The sequence below is a fragment of the Microvirga sp. 2TAF3 genome (assembly GCF_052114965.1).
GTDB lineage: Bacteria > Pseudomonadota > Alphaproteobacteria > Rhizobiales > Beijerinckiaceae > Microvirga.
The window spans coordinates 19,894-38,144 of the sequence record NZ_JBFRFT010000013.1; the positions used below are offsets into that span (position 1 = coordinate 19,894).

Annotated in this window: 20 protein-coding genes and 2 tRNA genes; 14 read left to right on the forward strand and 8 right to left on the reverse strand. The window is 62.4% G+C overall.

The window, feature by feature from the left end; all coding sequences use genetic code 11:
• The first annotated feature begins 78 nt into the window (after positions 1-78).
• The 4 genes from AB4Y97_RS13780 (at position 79) to AB4Y97_RS13795 (ending at position 4,826) form a co-directional block, all read left to right on the forward strand.
• The gene (locus tag AB4Y97_RS13780; RefSeq protein ID WP_441999618.1) at positions 79-471 is read left to right on the forward strand and encodes a hypothetical protein; all 393 of its coding nucleotides are present in this window, start codon (positions 79-81) and stop codon (positions 469-471) included.
• A gap of 637 nt (positions 472-1,108) precedes the next feature.
• A complete protein-coding gene (gene aroC, locus AB4Y97_RS13785) occupies positions 1,109-2,221 on the forward strand; it encodes a chorismate synthase (RefSeq protein ID WP_441999619.1) in 1,113 nt (370 codons plus the stop codon).
• Between the two features lie 46 nt (positions 2,222-2,267).
• Positions 2,268-3,353, forward strand: coding sequence for a 3,4-dihydroxy-2-butanone-4-phosphate synthase (ribB, locus tag AB4Y97_RS13790; RefSeq protein ID WP_441999620.1), 1,086 nt, complete (start codon positions 2,268-2,270; stop codon positions 3,351-3,353).
• A 132-nt stretch (positions 3,354-3,485) separates the two neighbouring features.
• Positions 3,486-4,826 (forward strand): lipopolysaccharide biosynthesis protein, encoded by a 1,341-nt coding sequence (locus AB4Y97_RS13795; RefSeq protein ID WP_441999621.1) that lies wholly within the window; start codon positions 3,486-3,488, stop codon positions 4,824-4,826.
• On the opposite strand, the gene AB4Y97_RS13800 is transcribed toward AB4Y97_RS13795, so the two are convergent.
• Complete coding sequence (locus AB4Y97_RS13800) at positions 4,801-5,742, reverse strand: histone deacetylase family protein (RefSeq protein ID WP_441999622.1); 942 nt, start codon at positions 5,740-5,742, stop codon at positions 4,801-4,803. The two genes, AB4Y97_RS13795 and AB4Y97_RS13800, sit on opposite strands and share 26 nt — an antisense overlap.
• Positions 5,743-5,939: 197 nt before the next feature.
• Here AB4Y97_RS13800 and AB4Y97_RS13805 point away from each other — a divergent pair, with 197 nt between their 5' ends.
• Entirely contained in the window at positions 5,940-6,527 is a 588-nt protein-coding gene (locus AB4Y97_RS13805) for a L,D-transpeptidase (protein WP_441999623.1), read from the forward strand.
• 152 nt (positions 6,528-6,679) lie between these two features.
• On the opposite strand, the gene AB4Y97_RS13810 is transcribed toward AB4Y97_RS13805, so the two are convergent.
• The 3 genes from AB4Y97_RS13810 to AB4Y97_RS13820 form a co-directional block, all read right to left on the reverse strand.
• The gene (locus AB4Y97_RS13810; protein WP_441999624.1) at positions 6,680-6,868 is read right to left on the reverse strand and encodes a hypothetical protein; all 189 of its coding nucleotides are present in this window, start codon (positions 6,866-6,868) and stop codon (positions 6,680-6,682) included.
• A gap of 185 nt (positions 6,869-7,053) precedes the next feature.
• On the reverse strand, positions 7,054-7,899 hold the full coding sequence (locus AB4Y97_RS13815) for a patatin-like phospholipase family protein (RefSeq protein WP_441999625.1): 846 nt from the start codon (positions 7,897-7,899) through the stop codon (positions 7,054-7,056).
• Between the two features lie 6 nt (positions 7,900-7,905).
• A complete protein-coding gene (locus tag AB4Y97_RS13820; protein WP_441999626.1) occupies positions 7,906-8,397 on the reverse strand; it encodes a MarR family winged helix-turn-helix transcriptional regulator in 492 nt (163 codons plus the stop codon).
• A gap of 199 nt (positions 8,398-8,596) precedes the next feature.
• Here AB4Y97_RS13820 and AB4Y97_RS13825 point away from each other — a divergent pair, with 199 nt between their 5' ends.
• The 3 genes from AB4Y97_RS13825 to AB4Y97_RS13835 are packed head-to-tail and all read left to right on the forward strand — an operon-like array spanning position 8,597 to position 11,674.
• The gene (locus AB4Y97_RS13825; RefSeq protein ID WP_441999627.1) at positions 8,597-9,823 is read left to right on the forward strand and encodes a DUF898 family protein; all 1,227 of its coding nucleotides are present in this window, start codon (positions 8,597-8,599) and stop codon (positions 9,821-9,823) included.
• Between the two features lie 10 nt (positions 9,824-9,833).
• Entirely contained in the window at positions 9,834-10,895 is a 1,062-nt protein-coding gene (locus AB4Y97_RS13830; RefSeq protein ID WP_441999628.1) for a M48 family metallopeptidase, read from the forward strand.
• Positions 10,895-11,674, forward strand: a complete 780-nt coding sequence (locus tag AB4Y97_RS13835; RefSeq protein ID WP_441999629.1) for a DUF1499 domain-containing protein — start codon at positions 10,895-10,897, stop codon at positions 11,672-11,674. Before AB4Y97_RS13830 ends, AB4Y97_RS13835 begins: the two co-directional genes overlap by 1 nt.
• A gap of 6 nt (positions 11,675-11,680) precedes the next feature.
• Here AB4Y97_RS13835 and AB4Y97_RS13840 read toward each other — a convergent pair whose 3' ends face one another.
• The gene (locus tag AB4Y97_RS13840; RefSeq protein WP_441999630.1) at positions 11,681-12,592 is read right to left on the reverse strand and encodes an MBL fold metallo-hydrolase; all 912 of its coding nucleotides are present in this window, start codon (positions 12,590-12,592) and stop codon (positions 11,681-11,683) included.
• A gap of 134 nt (positions 12,593-12,726) precedes the next feature.
• On the opposite strand from AB4Y97_RS13840, the gene AB4Y97_RS13845 reads away from it, so the two are divergent.
• Positions 12,727-13,344, forward strand: a complete 618-nt coding sequence (locus AB4Y97_RS13845; RefSeq protein ID WP_441999631.1) for a biotin transporter BioY — start codon at positions 12,727-12,729, stop codon at positions 13,342-13,344.
• A gap of 161 nt (positions 13,345-13,505) precedes the next feature.
• Here the strand turns inward: AB4Y97_RS13845 and AB4Y97_RS13850 are convergent, their stop codons facing one another.
• On the reverse strand, positions 13,506-13,838 hold the full coding sequence (locus tag AB4Y97_RS13850) for a hypothetical protein (RefSeq protein WP_441999632.1): 333 nt from the start codon (positions 13,836-13,838) through the stop codon (positions 13,506-13,508).
• Positions 13,839-13,985: 147 nt separating this feature from the next.
• On the opposite strand from AB4Y97_RS13850, the gene AB4Y97_RS13855 reads away from it, so the two are divergent.
• Together AB4Y97_RS13855 and AB4Y97_RS13860 are read left to right on the forward strand one after the other, a co-directional pair.
• On the forward strand, positions 13,986-14,309 hold the full coding sequence (locus AB4Y97_RS13855) for a PepSY domain-containing protein (protein ID WP_441999633.1): 324 nt from the start codon (positions 13,986-13,988) through the stop codon (positions 14,307-14,309).
• 64 nt (positions 14,310-14,373) lie between these two features.
• Complete coding sequence (locus tag AB4Y97_RS13860) at positions 14,374-15,090, forward strand: hypothetical protein (protein WP_441999634.1); 717 nt, start codon at positions 14,374-14,376, stop codon at positions 15,088-15,090.
• A gap of 32 nt (positions 15,091-15,122) precedes the next feature.
• Here the strand turns inward: AB4Y97_RS13860 and AB4Y97_RS13865 are convergent, their stop codons facing one another.
• Positions 15,123-15,527 (reverse strand): DoxX family protein, encoded by a 405-nt coding sequence (locus AB4Y97_RS13865; protein WP_441999635.1) that lies wholly within the window; start codon positions 15,525-15,527, stop codon positions 15,123-15,125.
• Between the two features lie 130 nt (positions 15,528-15,657).
• Here AB4Y97_RS13865 and AB4Y97_RS13870 point away from each other — a divergent pair, with 130 nt between their 5' ends.
• Complete coding sequence (locus tag AB4Y97_RS13870) at positions 15,658-15,798, forward strand: hypothetical protein (protein WP_441999636.1); 141 nt, start codon at positions 15,658-15,660, stop codon at positions 15,796-15,798.
• A 210-nt stretch (positions 15,799-16,008) separates the two neighbouring features.
• Here AB4Y97_RS13870 and AB4Y97_RS13875 read toward each other — a convergent pair.
• Positions 16,009-16,085, reverse strand: a tRNA-Pro gene (locus AB4Y97_RS13875).
• 153 nt (positions 16,086-16,238) lie between these two features.
• Between AB4Y97_RS13875 and AB4Y97_RS13880 the strand changes: the two genes are divergently transcribed.
• Both AB4Y97_RS13880 and AB4Y97_RS13885 read left to right on the forward strand, forming a co-directional pair.
• Positions 16,239-16,313, forward strand: a tRNA-Gln gene (locus tag AB4Y97_RS13880).
• A 273-nt stretch (positions 16,314-16,586) separates the two neighbouring features.
• On the forward strand, positions 16,587-18,164 hold the full coding sequence (locus tag AB4Y97_RS13885) for a calcium-binding protein (RefSeq protein WP_441999637.1): 1,578 nt from the start codon (positions 16,587-16,589) through the stop codon (positions 18,162-18,164).
• Positions 18,165-18,251 lie beyond the last annotated feature (87 nt).

The window sequence follows — 18,251 nt, forward strand, 5'->3', positions numbered from 1 at the left end:
GCTTCCCCTCTCAGCCGTTGATCTGTCGAGGAAAATATGCTCATGTTGGCAACGGTATCGCATATTCGGGGGCTCGTCATGCGTCGTGTTGCTATCGTTCTGACAGGATTGGCACTCTTGGCCGGCTCCGCGACCGCCGAAACGATGGAGCGGACGGTCAAGGCGAATAGTCGCTCCATCCTCGGCGGGTTTATGGGATACGAGGTCGATACCTGCTATTCCTCGGACATTCCCGACGTGAAGATTAGACAAAACCCGAGCAATGGGAGCCTCCAGGTTCTCCCGCATGAGCAGGAACTCAGCAAGGATTCGCGTTGTCCGGGGAAGAGAGTTCGCGGACTGGCCTACGTCTACACGCCGAAGAAGGGCTTCAAGGGCGTCGACGAGGTTACCATCGACGTGCCATGGAGTTGGACGGATTCCAGCCCTCAGACAGTCATGTCGTACACCTACCGCATCCGGGTCGAATAGTCGGGCGTCGAACGACGCCATCTGCGCTCTAGGCGGGAATGACGGTGTTGTCATCCCCGGCGGCCGCCAGGCCGGCAGGGGATCCATCTCTCCAGCCCAGCGCCATAGATTCCCCTCCGCTGCCGCTCCTGCCGGGAATGACACGCGTGGCTTCATTCCTTCTTGAGGAATAGGTCGTGCATCAGCGCGGCGGGTGAGGGGTTATGTCGGAGTGAGGATCAGGCGCGCCGCTCTTCCCTCCCCACGGATCTCGGGTGTTCCCGACTTGCGCAGGATGAAGGGTGGGGGTGGAGCGACCGGGTGAGCGGACAATCCAGCGAGGCACCGGTATCGGCCTTGAGCCCTCGCACCTTCAACGCAGCGCTCCGACTTTGCGACCCCCACCCCTGGCCGCTCCCGCAAGGAGGAGGGGGGGCCCGCGCCCTTTCCGGAAAAGGCACATTCCCTCACCCGGACCTGAAAGCCCGACCTCTCTCACCAGAAGAGGTGAAGAGTGCGGTCTCGGAATGATGGAGATGAGCGAGAGCAGGCGCAACGTCTCCGATCCATGCCTCCTCCGGGGGATCATCTTTTCGAAAAACCGGTTTCCCCTTTTTCGGATCATGCTCTAAGACGCCCTGAACTCTGTTGAAGCGCCATGTCCCACAACACCTTCGGTCATCTTTTCCGCGTCACCACCTTCGGCGAAAGCCACGGTCCCGCCCTGGGCTGCGTCATCGACGGCTGCCCGCCGCTGATTCCGCTCGATGTCGCGGATATCCAGGCAGAGCTCGACCGGCGTCGTCCCGGCCAATCGCGCTTCACCACCCAGCGCCGCGAGCCCGACGAGGTGAAGATCCTCTCCGGTGTCTTCGTCGATGAGCGCACCGGGCGGCAGGTCACGACGGGAACGCCGATCGCGCTTCTGATCGAGAATGTCGATCAGCGCTCGAAGGATTATTCCGAGATCAAGGAATCCTATCGCCCCGGCCACGCCGATTACACCTATGACGTGAAATACGGCATACGGGATTATCGCGGTGGCGGACGCTCCTCGGCGCGTGAGACCGCGGCCCGGGTCGCAGCGGGGGCCATCGCCCGCAAGGTCTTGCCGGGCGTCACGATCCGCGGTGCGCTCGTCCAGATGGGGCCGCACCCCGTCAACCGCATACAATGGGACTGGGACGAGGTTGGGATGAACCCGTTCTTCTGCCCGGATGCCGAGGCCGCCGCCTTCTATGAGGAGTACCTCGACGGCCTGCGCAAAGAGGGCTCCTCCATCGGCGCCGTGATCGAGATTGTCGCGGAGGGCGTGCCACCGGGGTTGGGAGCCCCCATCTACGGGAAGCTCGACGCGGAGCTCGCCTCCGCGCTCATGTCGATCAACGCGGTCAAGGGTGTCGAGATCGGGGACGGTTTCGCTGCCGCGGCCCTTCGGGGTGAGGAGAATGCGGATGAGATGCGCCCCGGCAATGCGGGCGCTCCCACCTTCCTCTCGAACCACGCTGGCGGCGTTCTCGGCGGCATTTCGACGGGCCAGCCCTTGGTCTGCCGCTTCGCCGTGAAGCCGACCTCGTCCATTCTGACGCCCCGCGCGAGCGTCACCCGCTCCGGCGCCGAGGCCGAGGTTCTCACCAAGGGGCGCCATGACCCCTGCGTGGGAATTCGCGCCGTACCGGTCGGCGAGGCCATGGTCGCTTGCGTTTTGGCAGACCAGTTCTTGCGCCACCGCGCGCAGGTCGGTGATGGCTTCGAGTGGCCGTTCAAGTAAGACAGCCCAAAAGGCTGCCATGCCCAAATTGAATGAAGGACCCAAGATGACGAGCCATAGCGTCACCGAAGCCATCGAAGCTTTTGCACGGGGCGAGATCGTGATCGTCACGGATGACGACGACCGCGAGAACGAGGGCGATCTCATCGTTGCCGCCTCTCTCTGCACGCCGGAGAAGATGGCTTTCATCATCCGCAACACTTGCGGCATCGTCTGCGCGCCGCTCACCGTCGCCGAGGCTCGCCGCCTGCGGCTCGACCCGATGGTCCCCTCGAACGATGCGCCGCTCGGCACCGCCTTTACGATTACCGTCGATGTGCGCCACGGCCTGACGACGGGAATTTCCGCTGAGCAACGCAGCAACACGGTGCGGGCGCTCGCCAACAACAACATGGGCGCGGGCGATTTCGTCCGTCCCGGTCACGTCTTCCCCCTGATCGCCAAGGATGGCGGCGTGCTCATGCGCTCCGGCCACACGGAAGCGGCGGTCGATCTCTGCAAGCTCGCCAGCCTGCCGCCGGTCGGCGTCATCTGCGAACTCGCCAATGACGACGGCACGGTGATGAAGGGTGAGCAGATCGATGCTTTTGCCGAGAAGCACGGATTGAAGCGCATCTCTGTCGCCGATCTCATTTCCTATCGTCAGGCGCGGGAGAAGCTGGTCGAGCGGATCGCGACCTTCCCCGTCGAAACCGAATGGGGCACGTTCACGGGCTATGCCTATTCGACACCGTTCGACAGCGTGCAGCACATGGCGCTGGTGCATGGCCGCATCGGCGACGGCACTAATGTTCCCGTGCGGCTGCATCGCGCCAATGCGCTGACTGACGTGTTCGAAGGCGGCAAGACCATTGCCGCCGCCCTGCAGCGTTTCGCCAAGGAGGGCAGGGGCGTCCTCGTCTATCTCCGCGACGGAACGGCGGGCGTGCCGACGACGAATCTCTCGGACAGTGATGCCACCGCTTCCGAGGCCATGCGGTCGAGCCAATGGCGCGAGATCGGCCTGGGCGCGCAGATCCTGAAAGATTTGGGGGTCGCTTCCATCCGCAATCTTGCCACATCAAGCAGGTCTTACGTGGGGCTAAGTGGCTTTGGGATCGAACTGCTCGGCGAAGAGACGCTCGATCACTAAGCCACCCTGCAAGCCGATCTGACTCCCAGTCCCGTTTAACGGCTTCATTATACTGTTTCATTAAACACGAACCCGCTATGGGTTCGGGTGCGAACCTGTTTTGCGCCCGTGCCCGACCGAGGATCAAACTTTATGCCGCCTGCGGACACCACTGCCGGACCCGGTGGACCTGATCGTCCGATGTATTGGGACTTCAGGCAGATCATGGCGGGAAGGCCCGTGCGCGAAGCGGTGCGCCTTGCCTTGCGGCTGGTCGGTGCACGCGGCATGTCGGTTGTGACCCTGATCGTTGCCGCCTGGCTCGTCGACATTCAGGCTTTCGCCGAGTTCGGCGTCTACCAGACCCTGGCATCCCTCGCCTGGCTTGCCCTGTTTCTCCGTTATGACGCGGCCATCGTCTCCTCGGGGACGGAAGAAGAGTCGGGAGAGGCGCTCCGCCTGTGCCTCGGCGTCGGACTTGTCCTCTGGCTGGTCTTTTCGGGTCTGGCTGTCGCCGCCGGAGAATGGGGCTGGATGCACACGCCGCTCGCGCTGCTGCTACCCTTCTCGATCCTGATGCGGGGCATGCTGCGGCTGACGTTCGCCAGAACCACCCGCGAAGGAGATTTCAAGGCCCTGGGGCGAGCATCCATGATCCAATCGGTGCTGCAGCCGATCGTGCTTCTCGTTCTCATCCTGTCGCCGCTCGAGGATGCATTGTGCTTCGCGGTGGCGGATGTCGCCGGTCATGCCAGCGGCGTGGCCTATCTCCTGTGGCGGCGCCGGAAATACATTCCGAGCCTGAGACATGACTGGTCCGTACCAGTGCTTCTCGCTGCGGCGTCGCGCTGGAAGAACCTGCCGCTCTACAACCTTCCAAGTTCGTTTCTCGCCCTTGCCTTCGTGATGTCGCCGCTGCTGATCATGCCCCTGACGGCAGATGAGGAGACAGCGGGACATGTGGCCTTGGCCTATCGCATCTTCGATGTGCCGACTCAGATCGTGACAGCGGTATCGACGCCGATCTTCCTGCATTGGCTGCGCCCGTCCATGGATCGGGCCAGTGCGATGTTCGGGCGCCAGATAATGCTTATACTCTTCGCATTCATCGGGCTGGGCTATGCGGCCATTGCCGGTACCCTCATTCTCGCGGATCCGCTTCTGGCTGGCTCCAAGCTGGCGGATCTGATCGATGTCGTTCCGGTAGTCGCCGCCTTCCAGCTCTTTGTCGCGCTGGCGGCGCCCCTGAGCGATTCCTGCGCGCTCTACCCGCAGCAACGGCGGCTGGTCCTGATTCAGGTCCTTGCTCTACTGGGGAGCGTGGTCGCGGCGAGCTTTGTACTGATGGGGGGACCGAACGGCGCTCTTCTTGTATTGGCGGTTGCATCGGCCCTGCGCACCGTCGCCCTGAGCGAGCTACTGCGGAAGCTTTCTGTTCTGACCCGCCAGTCCTTCGTCCCCATGACGGTTAATCCCGCACATCCCGCCCCATGAGCGCGTCGATATGGGCGGCGACGGATCTGGACAATCCTTCGAGATCATAGCCGCCCTCGAGCAGAGAGACGAGCCTTCCGCCGCAATGCCGGTCGGCCAGCGCCATCATCTTCCGCGTGGCCCAGGCGAAATCGTTCTCGGTGAGGTTGAGGCTTGCGAGCGGGTCGCGCCAATGGGCATCGAAGCCGGCCGAGATGACGATGAGATCGGGGGCGAATGCCTCCATGCGCGGCAGGACGACGCTTTCCAGGGCTTCCCGGAAAACTTCTCCACCAGCGCCGGCATGCAGGGGAGCATTGACGATGGTCCCATACTCGCCCTGCTCGGAGGCCGCGCCGGTTCCGGGATAGAGGGGCATTTCGTGGGTCGAGCAATACATGACGCTCGGATCGTTCCAGAAAATATCCTGGGTACCGTTGCCGTGGTGGACGTCCCAATCCAGGATCGCAACCCGCTCGATGCCATAGCGGCGTTGTGCATGACGGGCAGCGATGGCGGCATTGTTGAAGAAGCAGAATCCCATGGCCCGGGTGCGCTCGGCATGATGCCCCGGCGGTCGCATGGCGACGAAGGCATTCTCCGCCTGTCCCGTCATGACTTCGTCGACGGCTTTCACCGCTCCGCCCGCCGCCCTCAAGGCCGCCTCATAGGTGCCGGGCGACATCACCGTGTCGTCGTCGACCCTCACCAGACCCTCGCGGGGGGCGATGTCCCGAATGGAGACGACATAATGCTCCGGATGGGCGAGGGTAAGGCTTTCCATGTCAGCCATCGGCGCCTTCTCGCGGATGAGCGGGGCGAACCGCTCCTTCTCCAGCACGCCCTCAATGACGCGGATGCGCTCGGGCCTTTCCGGATGGCCGAGAGGAGTCTGATGGTCGAGGGCGGCCGGATGCGTGATGTAAAGCGTGGACATGAAGCGACAGAAAGCTGTGGGGTGAAAGACTTATGTACTGTCGCAGCCTCTTGATCGGCTGTCTATGTGGTTGCGCTGCAACACCACTGCCGTGAAAGCCGTGGCATGGTGCGGATGATTCGTCTCCATGGGGACTTTTATCCGTCCATTGCGTTATCCGAAACGGCTCCCGAAGCCGGTCAGCAGAGCTTTATCCTATGCGCCTTTCCAGCCTGTTCCTTCTTTTCGCGGCCACGACCGTTCTCGCCGGATGCACATTCAAGGGCGTACCCGACCCTCAGGTCTCGGCCCGCGACACGGAGTGGATGGCTCTGGTGCCGAAAGCGCAGGAGGATCTGCGATACGGGCGCTATCTCATGGAAGATACGACGGGCGAGGTACCGGGCACCATCGTGGTCGATACGAAGGAACGCTTCCTCTATTACGTGCTTCCCGGCAAGAAGGTCATTCGCTACGGCGTCGCCGTCGGTGATGAAGCTTACGGCTGGACGGGCGCAGCCCGCATCGCCCGCAAGGCGGAATGGCCCGACTGGAACCCGCCTGCCGAGATGAAGGCCCGCTGGCCGCATGTCCGCTTCACCAAGGGCGGACCGGAGAATCCCTTAGGGGCGCGGGCGCTCTATCTCTTCGACGGGAACAAGGACACCCTCTACCGCATCCATGGCACCAACGAGCCGGAGAAGATCGGCCTCGGCGTTTCGTCCGGCTGCATCCGCATGCGCAACATCGATGTGATCGACCTCTACAATCGCGCCGACATCAACGCGAAGGTCATCGTCCGTTGAAAAGGATGAGCGCCTTCGGCGCTCTTCCTTAGAGCATCGTGCGCAAAAGTGGACCCGGTTTTGCGGCCCCACAATGCTCTCATCCAAGGAGAAAGCATCGATGATCCTAAAAGTGGAGTCCACTTTTAGGTTTGAGGCTTTAGTCTCAGGGCTCAGTCCGTCATCGCTTCCTTGCGCAGGATAGCGGGGAGTTCGTGCTTCTTGGGGCGATTGGGCTGCAGGCCCGCCACATGCACCGCGGCAGCAACGGCCGGAAGGGCGACCGGCTTGAATGCTGGCTCGGGCTGCTGGGCGGTTTGGCGGTCCGATCGGGTTTCGCGTTCGGCAATTTTCTTGCTCATGAATTTCCTCCGAAAATGCAGGCTTCTTTGAGAACCCGCGCAGATGATCAGGAGGCTCGTGTCCGCTTCGGGGCAGCCTCGTGATCATTTGCTGGCTTAGCTGCAGATGATCGAGACAAGCTTAATCGTGGATTAACAAGATTGCAGAACATCTGCCGTCTCCCAGCCTGTCGGGATCTGTCCCGTCAGGTCTCGCGAAGTCTCATTCGACGGGCAAAGATCTCTCCGTCCTTCAGGCCCATCTCGTAGGCCTTGCGGATCCCGGCCGGGTTGGTGATGTCGAACTGGCCGACGGGAACAGGTTCCGTCGGCTGGACATAGGTGCGGCCCGCCACCTGCGGGAATGTGCGATAGAGGCGTGAAAGAATGACGAGGGTTCGTCCGCCTTGCGCCTCGACGGAGCGCAGGGGCTCTGCCGGCACATTATCGACAAGCCCGCCATCGAGCGCGGCCATGCCGCCGACTTGGCCGACCGGCATGAAGGGCGGCACGCTCGCGCTTGCCATCAACGCCTCCGAGAGTTCGGCCGGCGAGGTCAGATCCCGGACCCGCAAGAATTCCGGGCGAAAGCCGATCGCGCGTCCGCCCTTCGGATGGACCGGCGCGCGCCACTTCTTCTCGATCTGATAGGTCGCGATGCCGAGCGGAATGGCGAGCGAGAGCGGCAGGCGGCGCGGCTTGCGCGCCAGGCAGATCAGAATGTCGGGGCCGCGCTTCAGGCACTCCAGGGCGGATTCGTCGATGATGGCCTCGATCAGGCTGCGGTACATGCGCGAGACCGGCCAGGGCGAGCCCTCGCTGCGCCAGGCGCGCCACTCGAAATTACGCCGGCCGAGGCTGCAGCCTTCCGCCACCATCTCGTTGACGCGCCGTCCGAGGCCGAGCAGGCTGTAGCAGGCCGACCATGCGCCGGCGCTCACCCCGACCACTATTTCGGGCTTGAGGCCGAGCAGAGGCGCGGCCGCTTCCCAGAAGCCGCCCTGCCAGTAGCAGCGGTTTCCGCCGCCGGCGAATGCGATGGCATCGAACATGGCGCCTCAACGCTGAAGTTTGGCGAGCGTTTCATCCTCAGCCGCCCGTGCGCGCTCACGCCACGCCAGGACGATGCGCTCCAGATCCGCCAGATCCTCCGGCGGCAGCGAGCCCAATGTGCCCTCCACATAGGATTTCTGCGCGGCGATGCCGCGCTCTGCGAGATCGCGTCCCTTCTTGGTCAGATGCAGGGCATTGGAGCGGCGGTCTCCCGGGATGGCCCTGCGCTCCACCAGCCCTGCCTCCACCATCCGATCGAGCAGGCCCGATACATTGCCCTTTGTCACATAGAGCCGTTCCGCCAGCTCCTGCTGGCTCAAGCCCTCCCGTTCGGTGAGGGTGGAGAGCAGGTCGAATTGCGGGATCGACAGGCCGAGCGCCTTCAATTCGCTTGCGATCGTATTCGTGGCGCGGCGATGCAGGCGGATGAAACGAAACCAGACCCGAAGCGGGTCGACGGTCGGATCGGGCGCCGGACTCGGAGAAGGGGACGTCAAGAGCGCAGGTTCCTTGGGAAAACGGAGGGATAGTTTACATCGGAACTATTCCCTTCGTCATCCCCGGTGGAATTTCCGGGGCCGATCATGCCATTTCCATGGAGCAGGCCGGAAATTATCCCTGAACAGGCCAGGCGGAAGCGTTCTAACGCTTCAAAAAGATGGTAAGCATGAGCCTGATATTCCTAGGGGCACGCCCATGACGGCATCTCTCACACCCGACTTTCCGCTTTCCGCGCCAAGCGGCGCGCCCATGGCTTTTTCCGGGCGCGGCCGCGAGTTTCTGAAACTGCTGATCACGGGCTGTCTGTATCTGATCCCGACATTCGGCTTCTATCGCTTCTGGCTCATCACCAAGCTGCGCCGGCATCTCTGGTCCAACACCCAGGTGGCGGGGGAGGCCTTCGAATATACGGGCACCGCCAAGGAGTTGCTGGTCGGATTCCTGATCGCCGTCGCCGTTCTGATGCCGATCTATATCGGGTATTTCCTTCTCGGCATCCTCCTGGAGGAAAAGGCCGCTCTCGCAAGCCTGCCGCTTCTCCTCATCATCTATTGTCTCGCCCATTTCGGCACGTACCGGGCACGCCGCTATCGCGCGACACGCACGATTTTCCGGGGCGTGAGATTCTGGATGACGGGCTCCGGATGGGCCTATGCCGCACGCGCCATCAAATGGGACATTCTCAACCTGTTGACGCTCGGCCTCGCCCTGCCATGGGCGATGGCTTCGCTCGAGCGCTACCGCATGCGCCACACCTATTTCGGCAACATCCAGGGTGACTTCGAGGGCACGGGCTGGTCCCTCCTGAAACGCGGCTGGTGGGTTTGGGTTTTGGGCATCGCGGTTGCCGTCGGAGGTCTCGCCCTCGCGGCCTATCTCGGGAGCGTCTATCCCAAGCATAAGGATGCCATGGGTGTAGTCTTCGCGGGCGGGCTGGTCCTGGGGATATTCGGCCTGTTTCCTTTGGCGATGGCGATCTTTACCCGCTGGCAGATGGACGGTCTTCGCTTCGGGGAGGTTTCCGTGTCGAGCAATCTCGGCCTCGGCGCCTTCTACGGTCTCTTCTTCAAGCTGATCTTCTCGTCCATCGGCTTCCTTCTCGCCTTCGCGGTTGTCATCGGGATCGGCGCAGCCGTGTTCGCCGTCTTCTTCAAGGATGGATTCGCGGCGATGCAGGCCGGCGGGTTGACCGGGGAAGCGGTCGTTGCTCTGATCGTTGCCGCGCTCGGCTATCTCATTTTCTTCCTGGGCCTTGGCGTCATTCAGCGCTATTTCCTGGGGCGTGGCATGTGGGCGGTGATCGTGAGCTCGATTTCGGTATCGAACCTCCAGGCGGTCGATGCGGCCGTGGCGGCGGGACAACCGTCCGGTGTCCTGGGCGAAGGCCTCGCCGACGCGCTCGATTTCGGCGTCGGCGTTTAAGGAAGATTCAATGGCGGAGGCGGCGTTCTATGATGGGGAGAGTGCACGTCGCAGGACGGTCTCCATCAGAATCACCGCCTCCAGCCTGGACATTCACGAGGGGGAGGATTGGATCGCCTCCTGGCCTGTCGGCAGTGTCCGGCGAAGGGACGCTCCCGATGGGATCCTGAGGGTCGCCCTTGAGGGCGCTCGGGAACTGGCGCGCCTCGACGTCTCCGATGCCGGAGATCAATCCGCCATCCGGGCCCATTGCCATCTGCTCGAAGCGGGCGATCGCAAGGAAAAGACGGGACACATCCTGATATGGTCGGCTCTCGCGGCTGCCTCTATCGTCCTGTCCGTTCTGTTTCTCGTGCCGGTGGTCGCCGAGCGGCTGACCCCGTTGGTGCCGTTCTCCTTGGAAAAGCGCCTCGGCCATGCGGTCGATAACCAGGTCAAGCTGATCTTCGGCAAGGATACCTGCTCCGATCCGCGCGGCAACGCGGCCTTGGCGACACTTGCCGAGCGTCTGCGCAAGGCGGCAAAACTGGAAACCGCTACCGAGATTGCGGTGCTGGATTCCAAGATCCCGAACGCCATCGCGTTGCCGGGCGGGCGCATTTATTTGTTTCGCGCGCTGCTCGACCGCGCCGATTCCGCCGATGAGATCGCCGGTGTCCTGGCCCACGAGATGGGGCATGCCGTGCATCGCGACAGCTTGCGAAAGCTGGTGCAGGCCGGAGGTACATCTTATCTCTTCGGTCTCCTTTTCGGCGATGTCAGCGGTGGTGGCGCGCTCGTGCTCGCCGGTCGGATGCTGGTCGACAGCGCCTATTCGCGCGATGCGGAAACGGCAGCCGACGACTTCGCCGGCAGGACTATGGCGGCGCTTGGCCGCTCGCCCCGTCCGATGGCGCTTCTCCTGAAACGCATCGAAGGGAACGAAAGCAAGATCCCCGCATTTCTCTCGACCCACCCGGTCACCGATCAGCGTCTCCAAGCTCTTGAACGGCAGGTACCGGTTCAATCCGGTGCTCCACTCCTTTCAGATGAGGAGTGGCGCGCGCTCAAAGAGATTTGTAAGACGTCCTGATGCGCCACCTTATCCTCGAGGAACCGTTCTCCCGGCCGGCGAAATGGTCGCCCATGGTCGCATGGTTCGCGCTTGCGGTTTCCGCCATGACTACCGGGCTGATCCGCTTCGGGCGCATCGATTACGATGCCGGGTTCATCGCGCTCGGTGCCGGAATCGCCGTGGCGCTCCTGGCCGTCGGGTTGTCGCTCGTCGCCTTCGTCCGGATCTGGCAGGAAGGACGCCGCGGCCTCGGTAGCGCCATCAAGGGGCTCGTCATCGCCTCCCTGGTCCTGGCTTATCCGGCCTGGATGGCCGTGAAGGCGGTTACCCTGCCGCCGATCAACGACATCACCACCGATACGGACGATCCGCCGGCTTTCTCCCGCTCCCGCGCCGCCCTGGACGCGCGGGACGGCCATATCCCGCCGGACGTGTCGCCCGAGATACGGGAGGCGCAGCGCCGATCCTATGTGCGCATAGCGCCGCTCACCCTCGATCTGGGGCCCAACGAGGCCTTCGACGTGGTGCGCAAGACGGCCGACCGTTTGGGCTGGCAGGTGATCGAGGCCGTGCCGCCCGGCGGGCGCATGGGAGCGGGGCGCCTGGAGGCGGTGGCCCGGACCTTCATCCTGAAGCTGCCGGACGATGTCACCGTGCGGATCCGCCCGCGCGCCGACGGCTCTCGGATCGACATCCGTTCCGCGTCTCGCATGGGGAGGCACGATCTTGGCGCCAATGCGGACCGTATCCGCGCTTTCCTGGAAGAGGCGTCGAATCAGGCACTCGCGATCAACTGATCATGGTCAGGCCAGCCGGTACTCGCCGTCGAGGGTGGGAAAGCCCTCCGTCATCACCTCGCCGCGAGCCACCAGATCTTCCAGATGTGCGAAGACCGAGAGACCCGCCGCGCCGATCAGGGCGGGTCTGAGGCCTTGATAGATCGCGGCCACGATAGCCGGGATCGTTCTGTCTCCCGCGGCCAGCCGGTTGAGGATGGAGATTTCCCGCTGGCGCCGATGGTGGGCGAGCGCCCGCACGAAACGCTGCGGCTCGCGCACCGGCCCGCCGTGGCCGGGCCAGTAGACTTCCTCGTCGCGGGTGCGCAGCTTGTCGAGCGAGGCCATGAAATCGCTCATCGAGCCATCCGGCGGCGCAATCACGGTGGTGGACCAAGCCATCACATGATCGCCGGAGAACAGGGTGTTTTCCTCGGGGAAGGAAAAGGCGAGGTGGTTTGCCATGTGCCCGGGCGTCTCGATTGCCGTCAGGCTCCAGCCCGGCCCCGCGACAATGTCGCCTTCGCGCATCTCCCAGTCGGGCCTGTAATCCTTGTCGGAGCTTGCTTCCAGGAGGTTGATCTCATCGACGGCAAGGGCACGGGCGCTGCGATGGGGGCCGCAACCGATGAGCTTTGCGCCCGTCGCTGCCCTGAGGGCCTGAGCAGCGGGGGAATGATCCCTATGTGTGTGAGTGACGAGGATATGCGTCACCGTCTCGCCCCGCACGGCTGCGAGCAGGGCGTCGATATGCTCCGGCAGGTCGGGACCGGGATCGATGATCGCCACCTGGCCCTGGCCGACCACATAGCTGCATGTGCCGGTGAAGGTGATGGGGCCGGGATTGTTGGCGACGATCCGGCGAACGAGGGGGCTCACGCGGACGCATTCGCCGGCCATGGCGGGGGGATTGGTGTCGAAGTCGATAACGTCCGCCATGGAATGACCCCGCAATTATCCTGGTGCATGAATGAAAGGCGAAAACGGCTGCGGCTTGAGACGTTCGCCCGACCCACCTATAAGGCGTCAGGAACCGCCTGCGAATGGCGGAAATAACATCCGGAGATTTCTCGATGTCGACTGGCGCCTCTTCTCTTGCCTCGCCGTCCACTCTCGTCGGCCTGCTCTGGCCTTCCCGTGACGATGCCCGCCTCGCCACCCTTCGCGCCATTGTACTGATGGTCGCGGGCACGGCGCTCCTGACGCTTTCGGCAAAGGTCCAGGTGCCTCTGCCCTATGTTCCCATGACCATGCAGACCATGGTCGTCCTGCTCATCGGCGCCTCCTACGGCTGGCGTCTCGGCGGTGCGACGGTGGCCCTTTATCTCGCCGAGGGCGCGATGGGCATGCCCGTTTTCGCCAACACGCCGCCCATGCCGGCCGGCATCGGCTATTTCGCCAGCCCCACCGGCGGTTTCCTCTTCGGCTTCCTCGCTGCCGCCCTCGTCATGGGCTTCATGGCCGAGCGGGGCTGGGACCGCTCGCTGGCCCGCGTCATCGTCATGATGACCATCGGCCATGCGGTGATCTTCGCGGTCGGCCTGTCCTGGCTCTCGGCGATCATGCCCTTCGCCAAGGCCTGGACCGTGGGGGCAGCCCCCTTCGTTGCCGCGACCATCGTGAAGACGGCGCTCGCCGCCGCCCTGATGCAGGCGGCCTGGACGGTGACTCGGCGCAGCGAAAAGCGCTGATCGGGCATTTTCCGGTTGAACCGCTCAAAGCCGCCTCCGGGCGGCTTTTTGCTGTCCGGCGCCGGTTCAGAGCCGATTCCACGCAAGTGGAATCGGCTCTTTTTACTCGAACGCATTTTCAACGGCGAACCGGATCCACTTCGCCTGAAAATGCTCCAAGTTCAGCCCACCGAATGCACGACCTTGAGCTGTGGCCGCGCCGAGCCGTGCCGGAAAGTCAGATCGATGAAATCCCCGTCGCTCCGGTCTTCGACCACGTGATATCCCAGCTGCTTCGCGAGCGCCCGGGCCTGACCGAGATTGGCACTTGAGATCCGCCGGTTGAACTCGCGGATCTTCGAATCCATCAGAACGGCCAGCATGCCGATTTCGACCCCCTGATCGAATTCCTCGCACCGGCCAGGAAAACGCAGAGTTAGGCCATCATCGAGATGGATGTGACGCATGGTGGTTGCCCCCTTCACGCCTTCATGCGGCGTCTTTCGAAGTCCCATGGGTTTAGCGTCCAATTAGCGCGGCAGAAAGGCGGCACACAAGCGCAGTCGCTCCCCGCCCGTCGAGGAGGGCGTCGAGGGAGGAGGGAACTGCATAGCCTGTCGCACATTAGGCCCAGAGGAATTTTCAACGGAAGGGTCGGCTCCATGCGCCTTGTTCTCGCCGTCGCGGCTGCTGCCGTGATCTGCACCACGGCACTTGCGCAAACCAATACGAATTCCGGCTCCGGCATTGAGAATCCGGCCATTTCCATCACACCGAAAGGCGGCCCGGAAAACACCGGCACCATCGCACCCGGCGCCAACAGCTTCACCGAGGGACAGGCGCGCTCCCGCATCGAGGCGCAGGGATTCGCCAATGTGTCCGATCTCAGGAAGGACGGTCAGGGCATCTGGCACGGCAAGGCGCAGCGCAACGGCCAGGATGTCGAAGTCATGCTCGATTATCGGGGAAACGTCGCCTCGAAATGATTCCGCGCATGAGCGAAACGCTTGCAACAGGGCGGCTCGAAGTTGCTTCTCAAGGAGAGTTTTGATGGTCCAGAATACGATTACCGCCTTTTACGACAATTACGACGATGCGGCGCGCACGGTGTCCCGCCTCGAGGCCGCCGGCATTCCTCATGCGGATATCAGTCTCGTCGCGAATAATGCGAATGAGGCCTATTCGCAGCATGCGACACGTTCTTTCGACGAGGACGAGAGCAGGAGCGGCGCCGCGGGAACGGGCGCGACAATCGGGACGCTCGCCGGCGGCGGCGCGGGCCTGCTTGCGGGCTTGGGAATGCTCGCCATTCCCGGTCTCGGGCCCGTGGTGGCGGCGGGCTGGATCGTCTCGACACTCGTCGGCGCAGGGGCGGGGGCCGCCGTCGGCGGTCTGGCGGGAGCGCTGATCGATGCGGGCGTCAGCGAGGAGGAGGCCCATGTCTATACCGAGGGCGTTCGCCGCGGCGGTGCGCTCGTGACGGTGAAAGTGGGCGAGGCCGATATGGGCCGCACCATCGACATTCTCGACGATGAAGGCCGCGTCGATATCGAAGAGCGTCAGAATGCGTGGCGCTCGGAGGGCTGGGAAGGCTATGCGCCTCCCATCGGCGCTGCCGCTTCGACGACGACCAGCCTGACGACGGACATGCTGCCCAATCCTCTCGACGAGGCTGACAGGCGACGCTTGGAAATCGAGGTGGAAGACGAGCGCGAGGACAGTATCAAGGATCGCGGGCTCGGAAACGTTGATTCAGGCAAGACGTGAGGGAGAATGCCCCCTCACGTCGAAGGGTTTGCTCAAGCCGCCTTGCGCTGACGCAGATTGTCGAGGCTCCACAGGCCGCCGCCGGCAGCCACCAGATAGAGAAACACGAAGCAGTACAGAATGGCCGCATCGCCGCCGTTCAGAACCGGAAAGGGGCTGCGCGGAGCGTGAGCCATCCAATAGGCGACGGCCATCTGTCCGGAGAGAATGAACGCAACCGGACGCGTGAACAATCCGAGCGTGAGAAGCACGCCGCCCACGATTTCGAGTGCGCCGGCCAACCACATCATGCTGAACATGGCCGGAGCCGGGTTGGGCGAGGCCGGGAAGCCGAGCAGCTTCTGCGTGCCATGCGCCATGAAGATAAGAGCTGCGATGATTCTCAGGATGCTCAGCAGGCGAGGGGCCCAAACCGTCTTGAGGTGAGCGGTATTCATAGATTCGTCTCTCCGTAATGGATGCTGAAGAAAGAGTTCGGCAACATGCGTTGTGCGACGAACCGTTTAGAGTTCAGGCCCCATGCCCGCCAGAGCGGGCCACGCTTTCTCCAGTAACGAATTGCTTACCATGATCCGAAGCCGCTTTGATCTTGCGGGCCGCTGGCGCGTTGCTCTTGTACAGGCAGCACAGGAGACAACGATGACGATCCTCGATCCCAAAACCGGCGAACTCGTCACGATCAATCTGTCGCCGCGGCCGCGGCGCTAGAGCATCGTGCGCAAAAGTGGCCCGGCAGCAGGATCGTGCTTCGCTTTGGGGGGCGAGAGGGAGATCGGACGAAAACCGGATTCCACTTTGCCGAACTGGCTCTCGGCGGCACGATCAGCCACATGTCCGATTGAGTAGTTTTCTAGCCCGCGAGGGGGGCGGACAATAATCCATGAAAAATGGAACGGAATGCTTGAAGCGGGAAAAGAATGGTCGGAGTGGCAGGATTTGAACCTGCGACCCCCACGTCCCGAACGTGGTGCGCTACCAGACTGCGCTACACTCCGACACCGAAAATTCTCGGGAGGCCGGTCTTATAGCGGCGGGGAGGGAGGGCCGCAAGAGGGAAATCAAGCTTGGCGCGGATATCTGCAAGAGGGCGAAATCGGAGTTGCCAGCGCCGTTCGCGGCGATTATGTACACCCCACCCTGCGAAGCGTTGGGGCGTCGCCAAGTGGTAAGGCAGCGGTTTTTGGTACCGCCATTCCCAGGTTCGAATCCTGGCGCCCCAGCCAAGCTTTTTCCGAACAAAATTACTCTACAAGATTGATCTCGCGATAGCTGGCCTTAGATTTCCCTGTTCCCCGGCGGGAGGCCTGCATCCACGAAGGGCGGCGGTCCAAACAGGGCTCCGCCTCCGCATCGATGTATTTGACGCAACGTTACAAAGATGCGATATGGCATCTGATCATTGATGCGGCAACAATTAGGCCGAGATGTCGGCGAAATGCCCATAGCATGAACAGCAACAGCGGACGTTGAAGGTCTGTGCGTGAGGATTGAGCCCCATGGCTAAAAACTTACATAACCTCATCATCATCGCCTTAGCCGGTGAGACATTCCTCGGGGGGCCGGATGCCGAGATCTTTACGGGGGGCGAAGGTATCGACACGGTGTCTTATGTAGGGGCGACGGATTCCGTTGTTGCGAGCCTCGCGAATCCTTCCGTCAACACCGGAGATGCAGCCGGTGACGTTTACATTTCAATCGAGAACCTGACCGGATCGGCCCACGCCGATATTCTTACCGGCGATGCGAATGACAATGTGCTCGATGGCGGGGCAGATGCTGACATGCTCAGCGGTGGCTTGGGCAACGACACGTACTATGTCGATATCGAAACGGATGTGGTGATCGAGGCCGGAAACGAGGGTTACGACGTCGTCTATGCCAGCTGCGATTACGTCCTGAGCAACCACATCGAGCGGCTCGTTCTCCTCGATGGAGGGGTGAATGGAACGGGCAACGGTCTCGACAACTATATCGTCGGCAACGGCGGCAAAAACGTGCTGACCGGCGCCGGCGGCGCCGACACATTGATCGGGGGCGATGGCGACGATGTGCTCTATGGTGGCGACGGTGACGACCGGCTCGAGGGTGGCGCGGATAACGATAGGCTCTTCGGAGATGCCGGCAACGATACGCTGGATGGCGGTGCAGGGAGCAACACACTGACCGGCGGTGCCGGAAATGACCTTTACTATGTGAGGACCGCGGGTCCGTTGGGGGATGTCATCAACGAGAACCCTGCAGCAGAGGGCGGTTTCGACACGGCGATCATTTCAGCCCCGTCCTTCAAGCTAAGCGATTGGGTGGGCGTCGAAGTGCTCAGGGCCGATGACAGTCTCCAGCAAGCTTTCCTCTTAAGCGGAAATAAGGCTGCCAATACCATCGTCGGCGGCGCTTATGACGATACTCTTCAGGGCGGTGGCGGAGACGACAGCCTCTCCGGCGGCGCTGGGAACGATGTCCTGAACGGAGGAGCCGGCTCCGACATCATGGACGGAGGATCGGGAAACGATCTTTATTATGTCGACTCCGCGAGTGATCAGATCATGGAGCTTGCAGGCGGAGGAACGGATACCGTCATGGCCACCGTCAGCTATAAGTTGTCTGCCTATGTGGAGAAGCTCATGGCTGTCGGTGCGAGTTCGGTCAAACTGACCGGCAATACGGCTGCGAACGAGATTACAGGCAGCAGCGGCGACGACAGGCTATCCGGCGGCCTGGGCAAGGACAAACTTAAAGGTGGACTGGGTAAGGACATCTTCGTGTTCGATACCAAGCTGTCTTCAAGCAATGTCGACAAGATCCTCGATTTCAATGTGAAGGGCGACACGATCTGGCTCGAGAACAAGTACATGCCCAAGGTGGGCAAGGGGTCTCTCACCAAGCCGGGCAAACTTGCCAAGAGTGCTTTCTGGATCGGCCCGAAGGCGCACGACAAGGACGACCGCATCATTTACGATGCTAAGAAAGGCTATTTGTATTACGACGCCGACGGAAACGGCGCGGGCAAGGCGGCGCTCATCGCCACTCTCTCCAAAAACCTCAAGATGACCTATGCCGATTTCTTCATCATCTGAATGGCGCGTCGCTTGAAGTAGCGTCGGACGCAAAGGCCTCGTACTCGGTGCGGGGCCTTTTGCATTTGATCGTTTGCGTGGCCGAAT

Bases quoted from the DNA above. Each gene is read 5' to 3' on its own strand.
- AB4Y97_RS13810 (WP_441999624.1), bottom strand. From the start codon at position 6,868: ATGAGCAAGAAAATTGCCGAACGCGAAACCCGATCGGACCGCCAAACC.
- AB4Y97_RS13835 (WP_441999629.1), top strand. From the start codon at position 10,895: ATGCGCCACCTTATCCTCGAGGAACCGTTCTCCCGGCCGGCGAAATGG.
- AB4Y97_RS13805 (WP_441999623.1), top strand. From the start codon at position 5,940: ATGCGCCTTTCCAGCCTGTTCCTTCTTTTCGCGGCCACGACCGTTCTC.
- ribB (WP_441999620.1), top strand. From the start codon at position 2,268: ATGACGAGCCATAGCGTCACCGAAGCCATCGAAGCTTTTGCACGGGGC.
- AB4Y97_RS13840 (WP_441999630.1), bottom strand. From the start codon at position 12,592: ATGGCGGACGTTATCGACTTCGACACCAATCCCCCCGCCATGGCCGGC.
- AB4Y97_RS13865 (WP_441999635.1), bottom strand. From the start codon at position 15,527: ATGAATACCGCTCACCTCAAGACGGTTTGGGCCCCTCGCCTGCTGAGC.
- AB4Y97_RS13780 (WP_441999618.1), top strand. From the start codon at position 79: ATGCGTCGTGTTGCTATCGTTCTGACAGGATTGGCACTCTTGGCCGGC.
- AB4Y97_RS13825 (WP_441999627.1), top strand. From the start codon at position 8,597: ATGACGGCATCTCTCACACCCGACTTTCCGCTTTCCGCGCCAAGCGGC.
- aroC (WP_441999619.1), top strand. From the start codon at position 1,109: ATGTCCCACAACACCTTCGGTCATCTTTTCCGCGTCACCACCTTCGGC.
- AB4Y97_RS13860 (WP_441999634.1), top strand. From the start codon at position 14,374: ATGGTCCAGAATACGATTACCGCCTTTTACGACAATTACGACGATGCG.
- AB4Y97_RS13850 (WP_441999632.1), bottom strand. From the start codon at position 13,838: ATGGGACTTCGAAAGACGCCGCATGAAGGCGTGAAGGGGGCAACCACC.
- AB4Y97_RS13845 (WP_441999631.1), top strand. From the start codon at position 12,727: ATGTCGACTGGCGCCTCTTCTCTTGCCTCGCCGTCCACTCTCGTCGGC.
- AB4Y97_RS13795 (WP_441999621.1), top strand. From the start codon at position 3,486: ATGCCGCCTGCGGACACCACTGCCGGACCCGGTGGACCTGATCGTCCG.
- AB4Y97_RS13885 (WP_441999637.1), top strand. From the start codon at position 16,587: ATGGCTAAAAACTTACATAACCTCATCATCATCGCCTTAGCCGGTGAG.
- AB4Y97_RS13815 (WP_441999625.1), bottom strand. From the start codon at position 7,899: ATGTTCGATGCCATCGCATTCGCCGGCGGCGGAAACCGCTGCTACTGG.
- AB4Y97_RS13800 (WP_441999622.1), bottom strand. From the start codon at position 5,742: ATGTCCACGCTTTACATCACGCATCCGGCCGCCCTCGACCATCAGACT.
- AB4Y97_RS13830 (WP_441999628.1), top strand. From the start codon at position 9,834: ATGGCGGAGGCGGCGTTCTATGATGGGGAGAGTGCACGTCGCAGGACG.
- AB4Y97_RS13870 (WP_441999636.1), top strand. From the start codon at position 15,658: ATGATCCGAAGCCGCTTTGATCTTGCGGGCCGCTGGCGCGTTGCTCTT.
- AB4Y97_RS13855 (WP_441999633.1), top strand. From the start codon at position 13,986: ATGCGCCTTGTTCTCGCCGTCGCGGCTGCTGCCGTGATCTGCACCACG.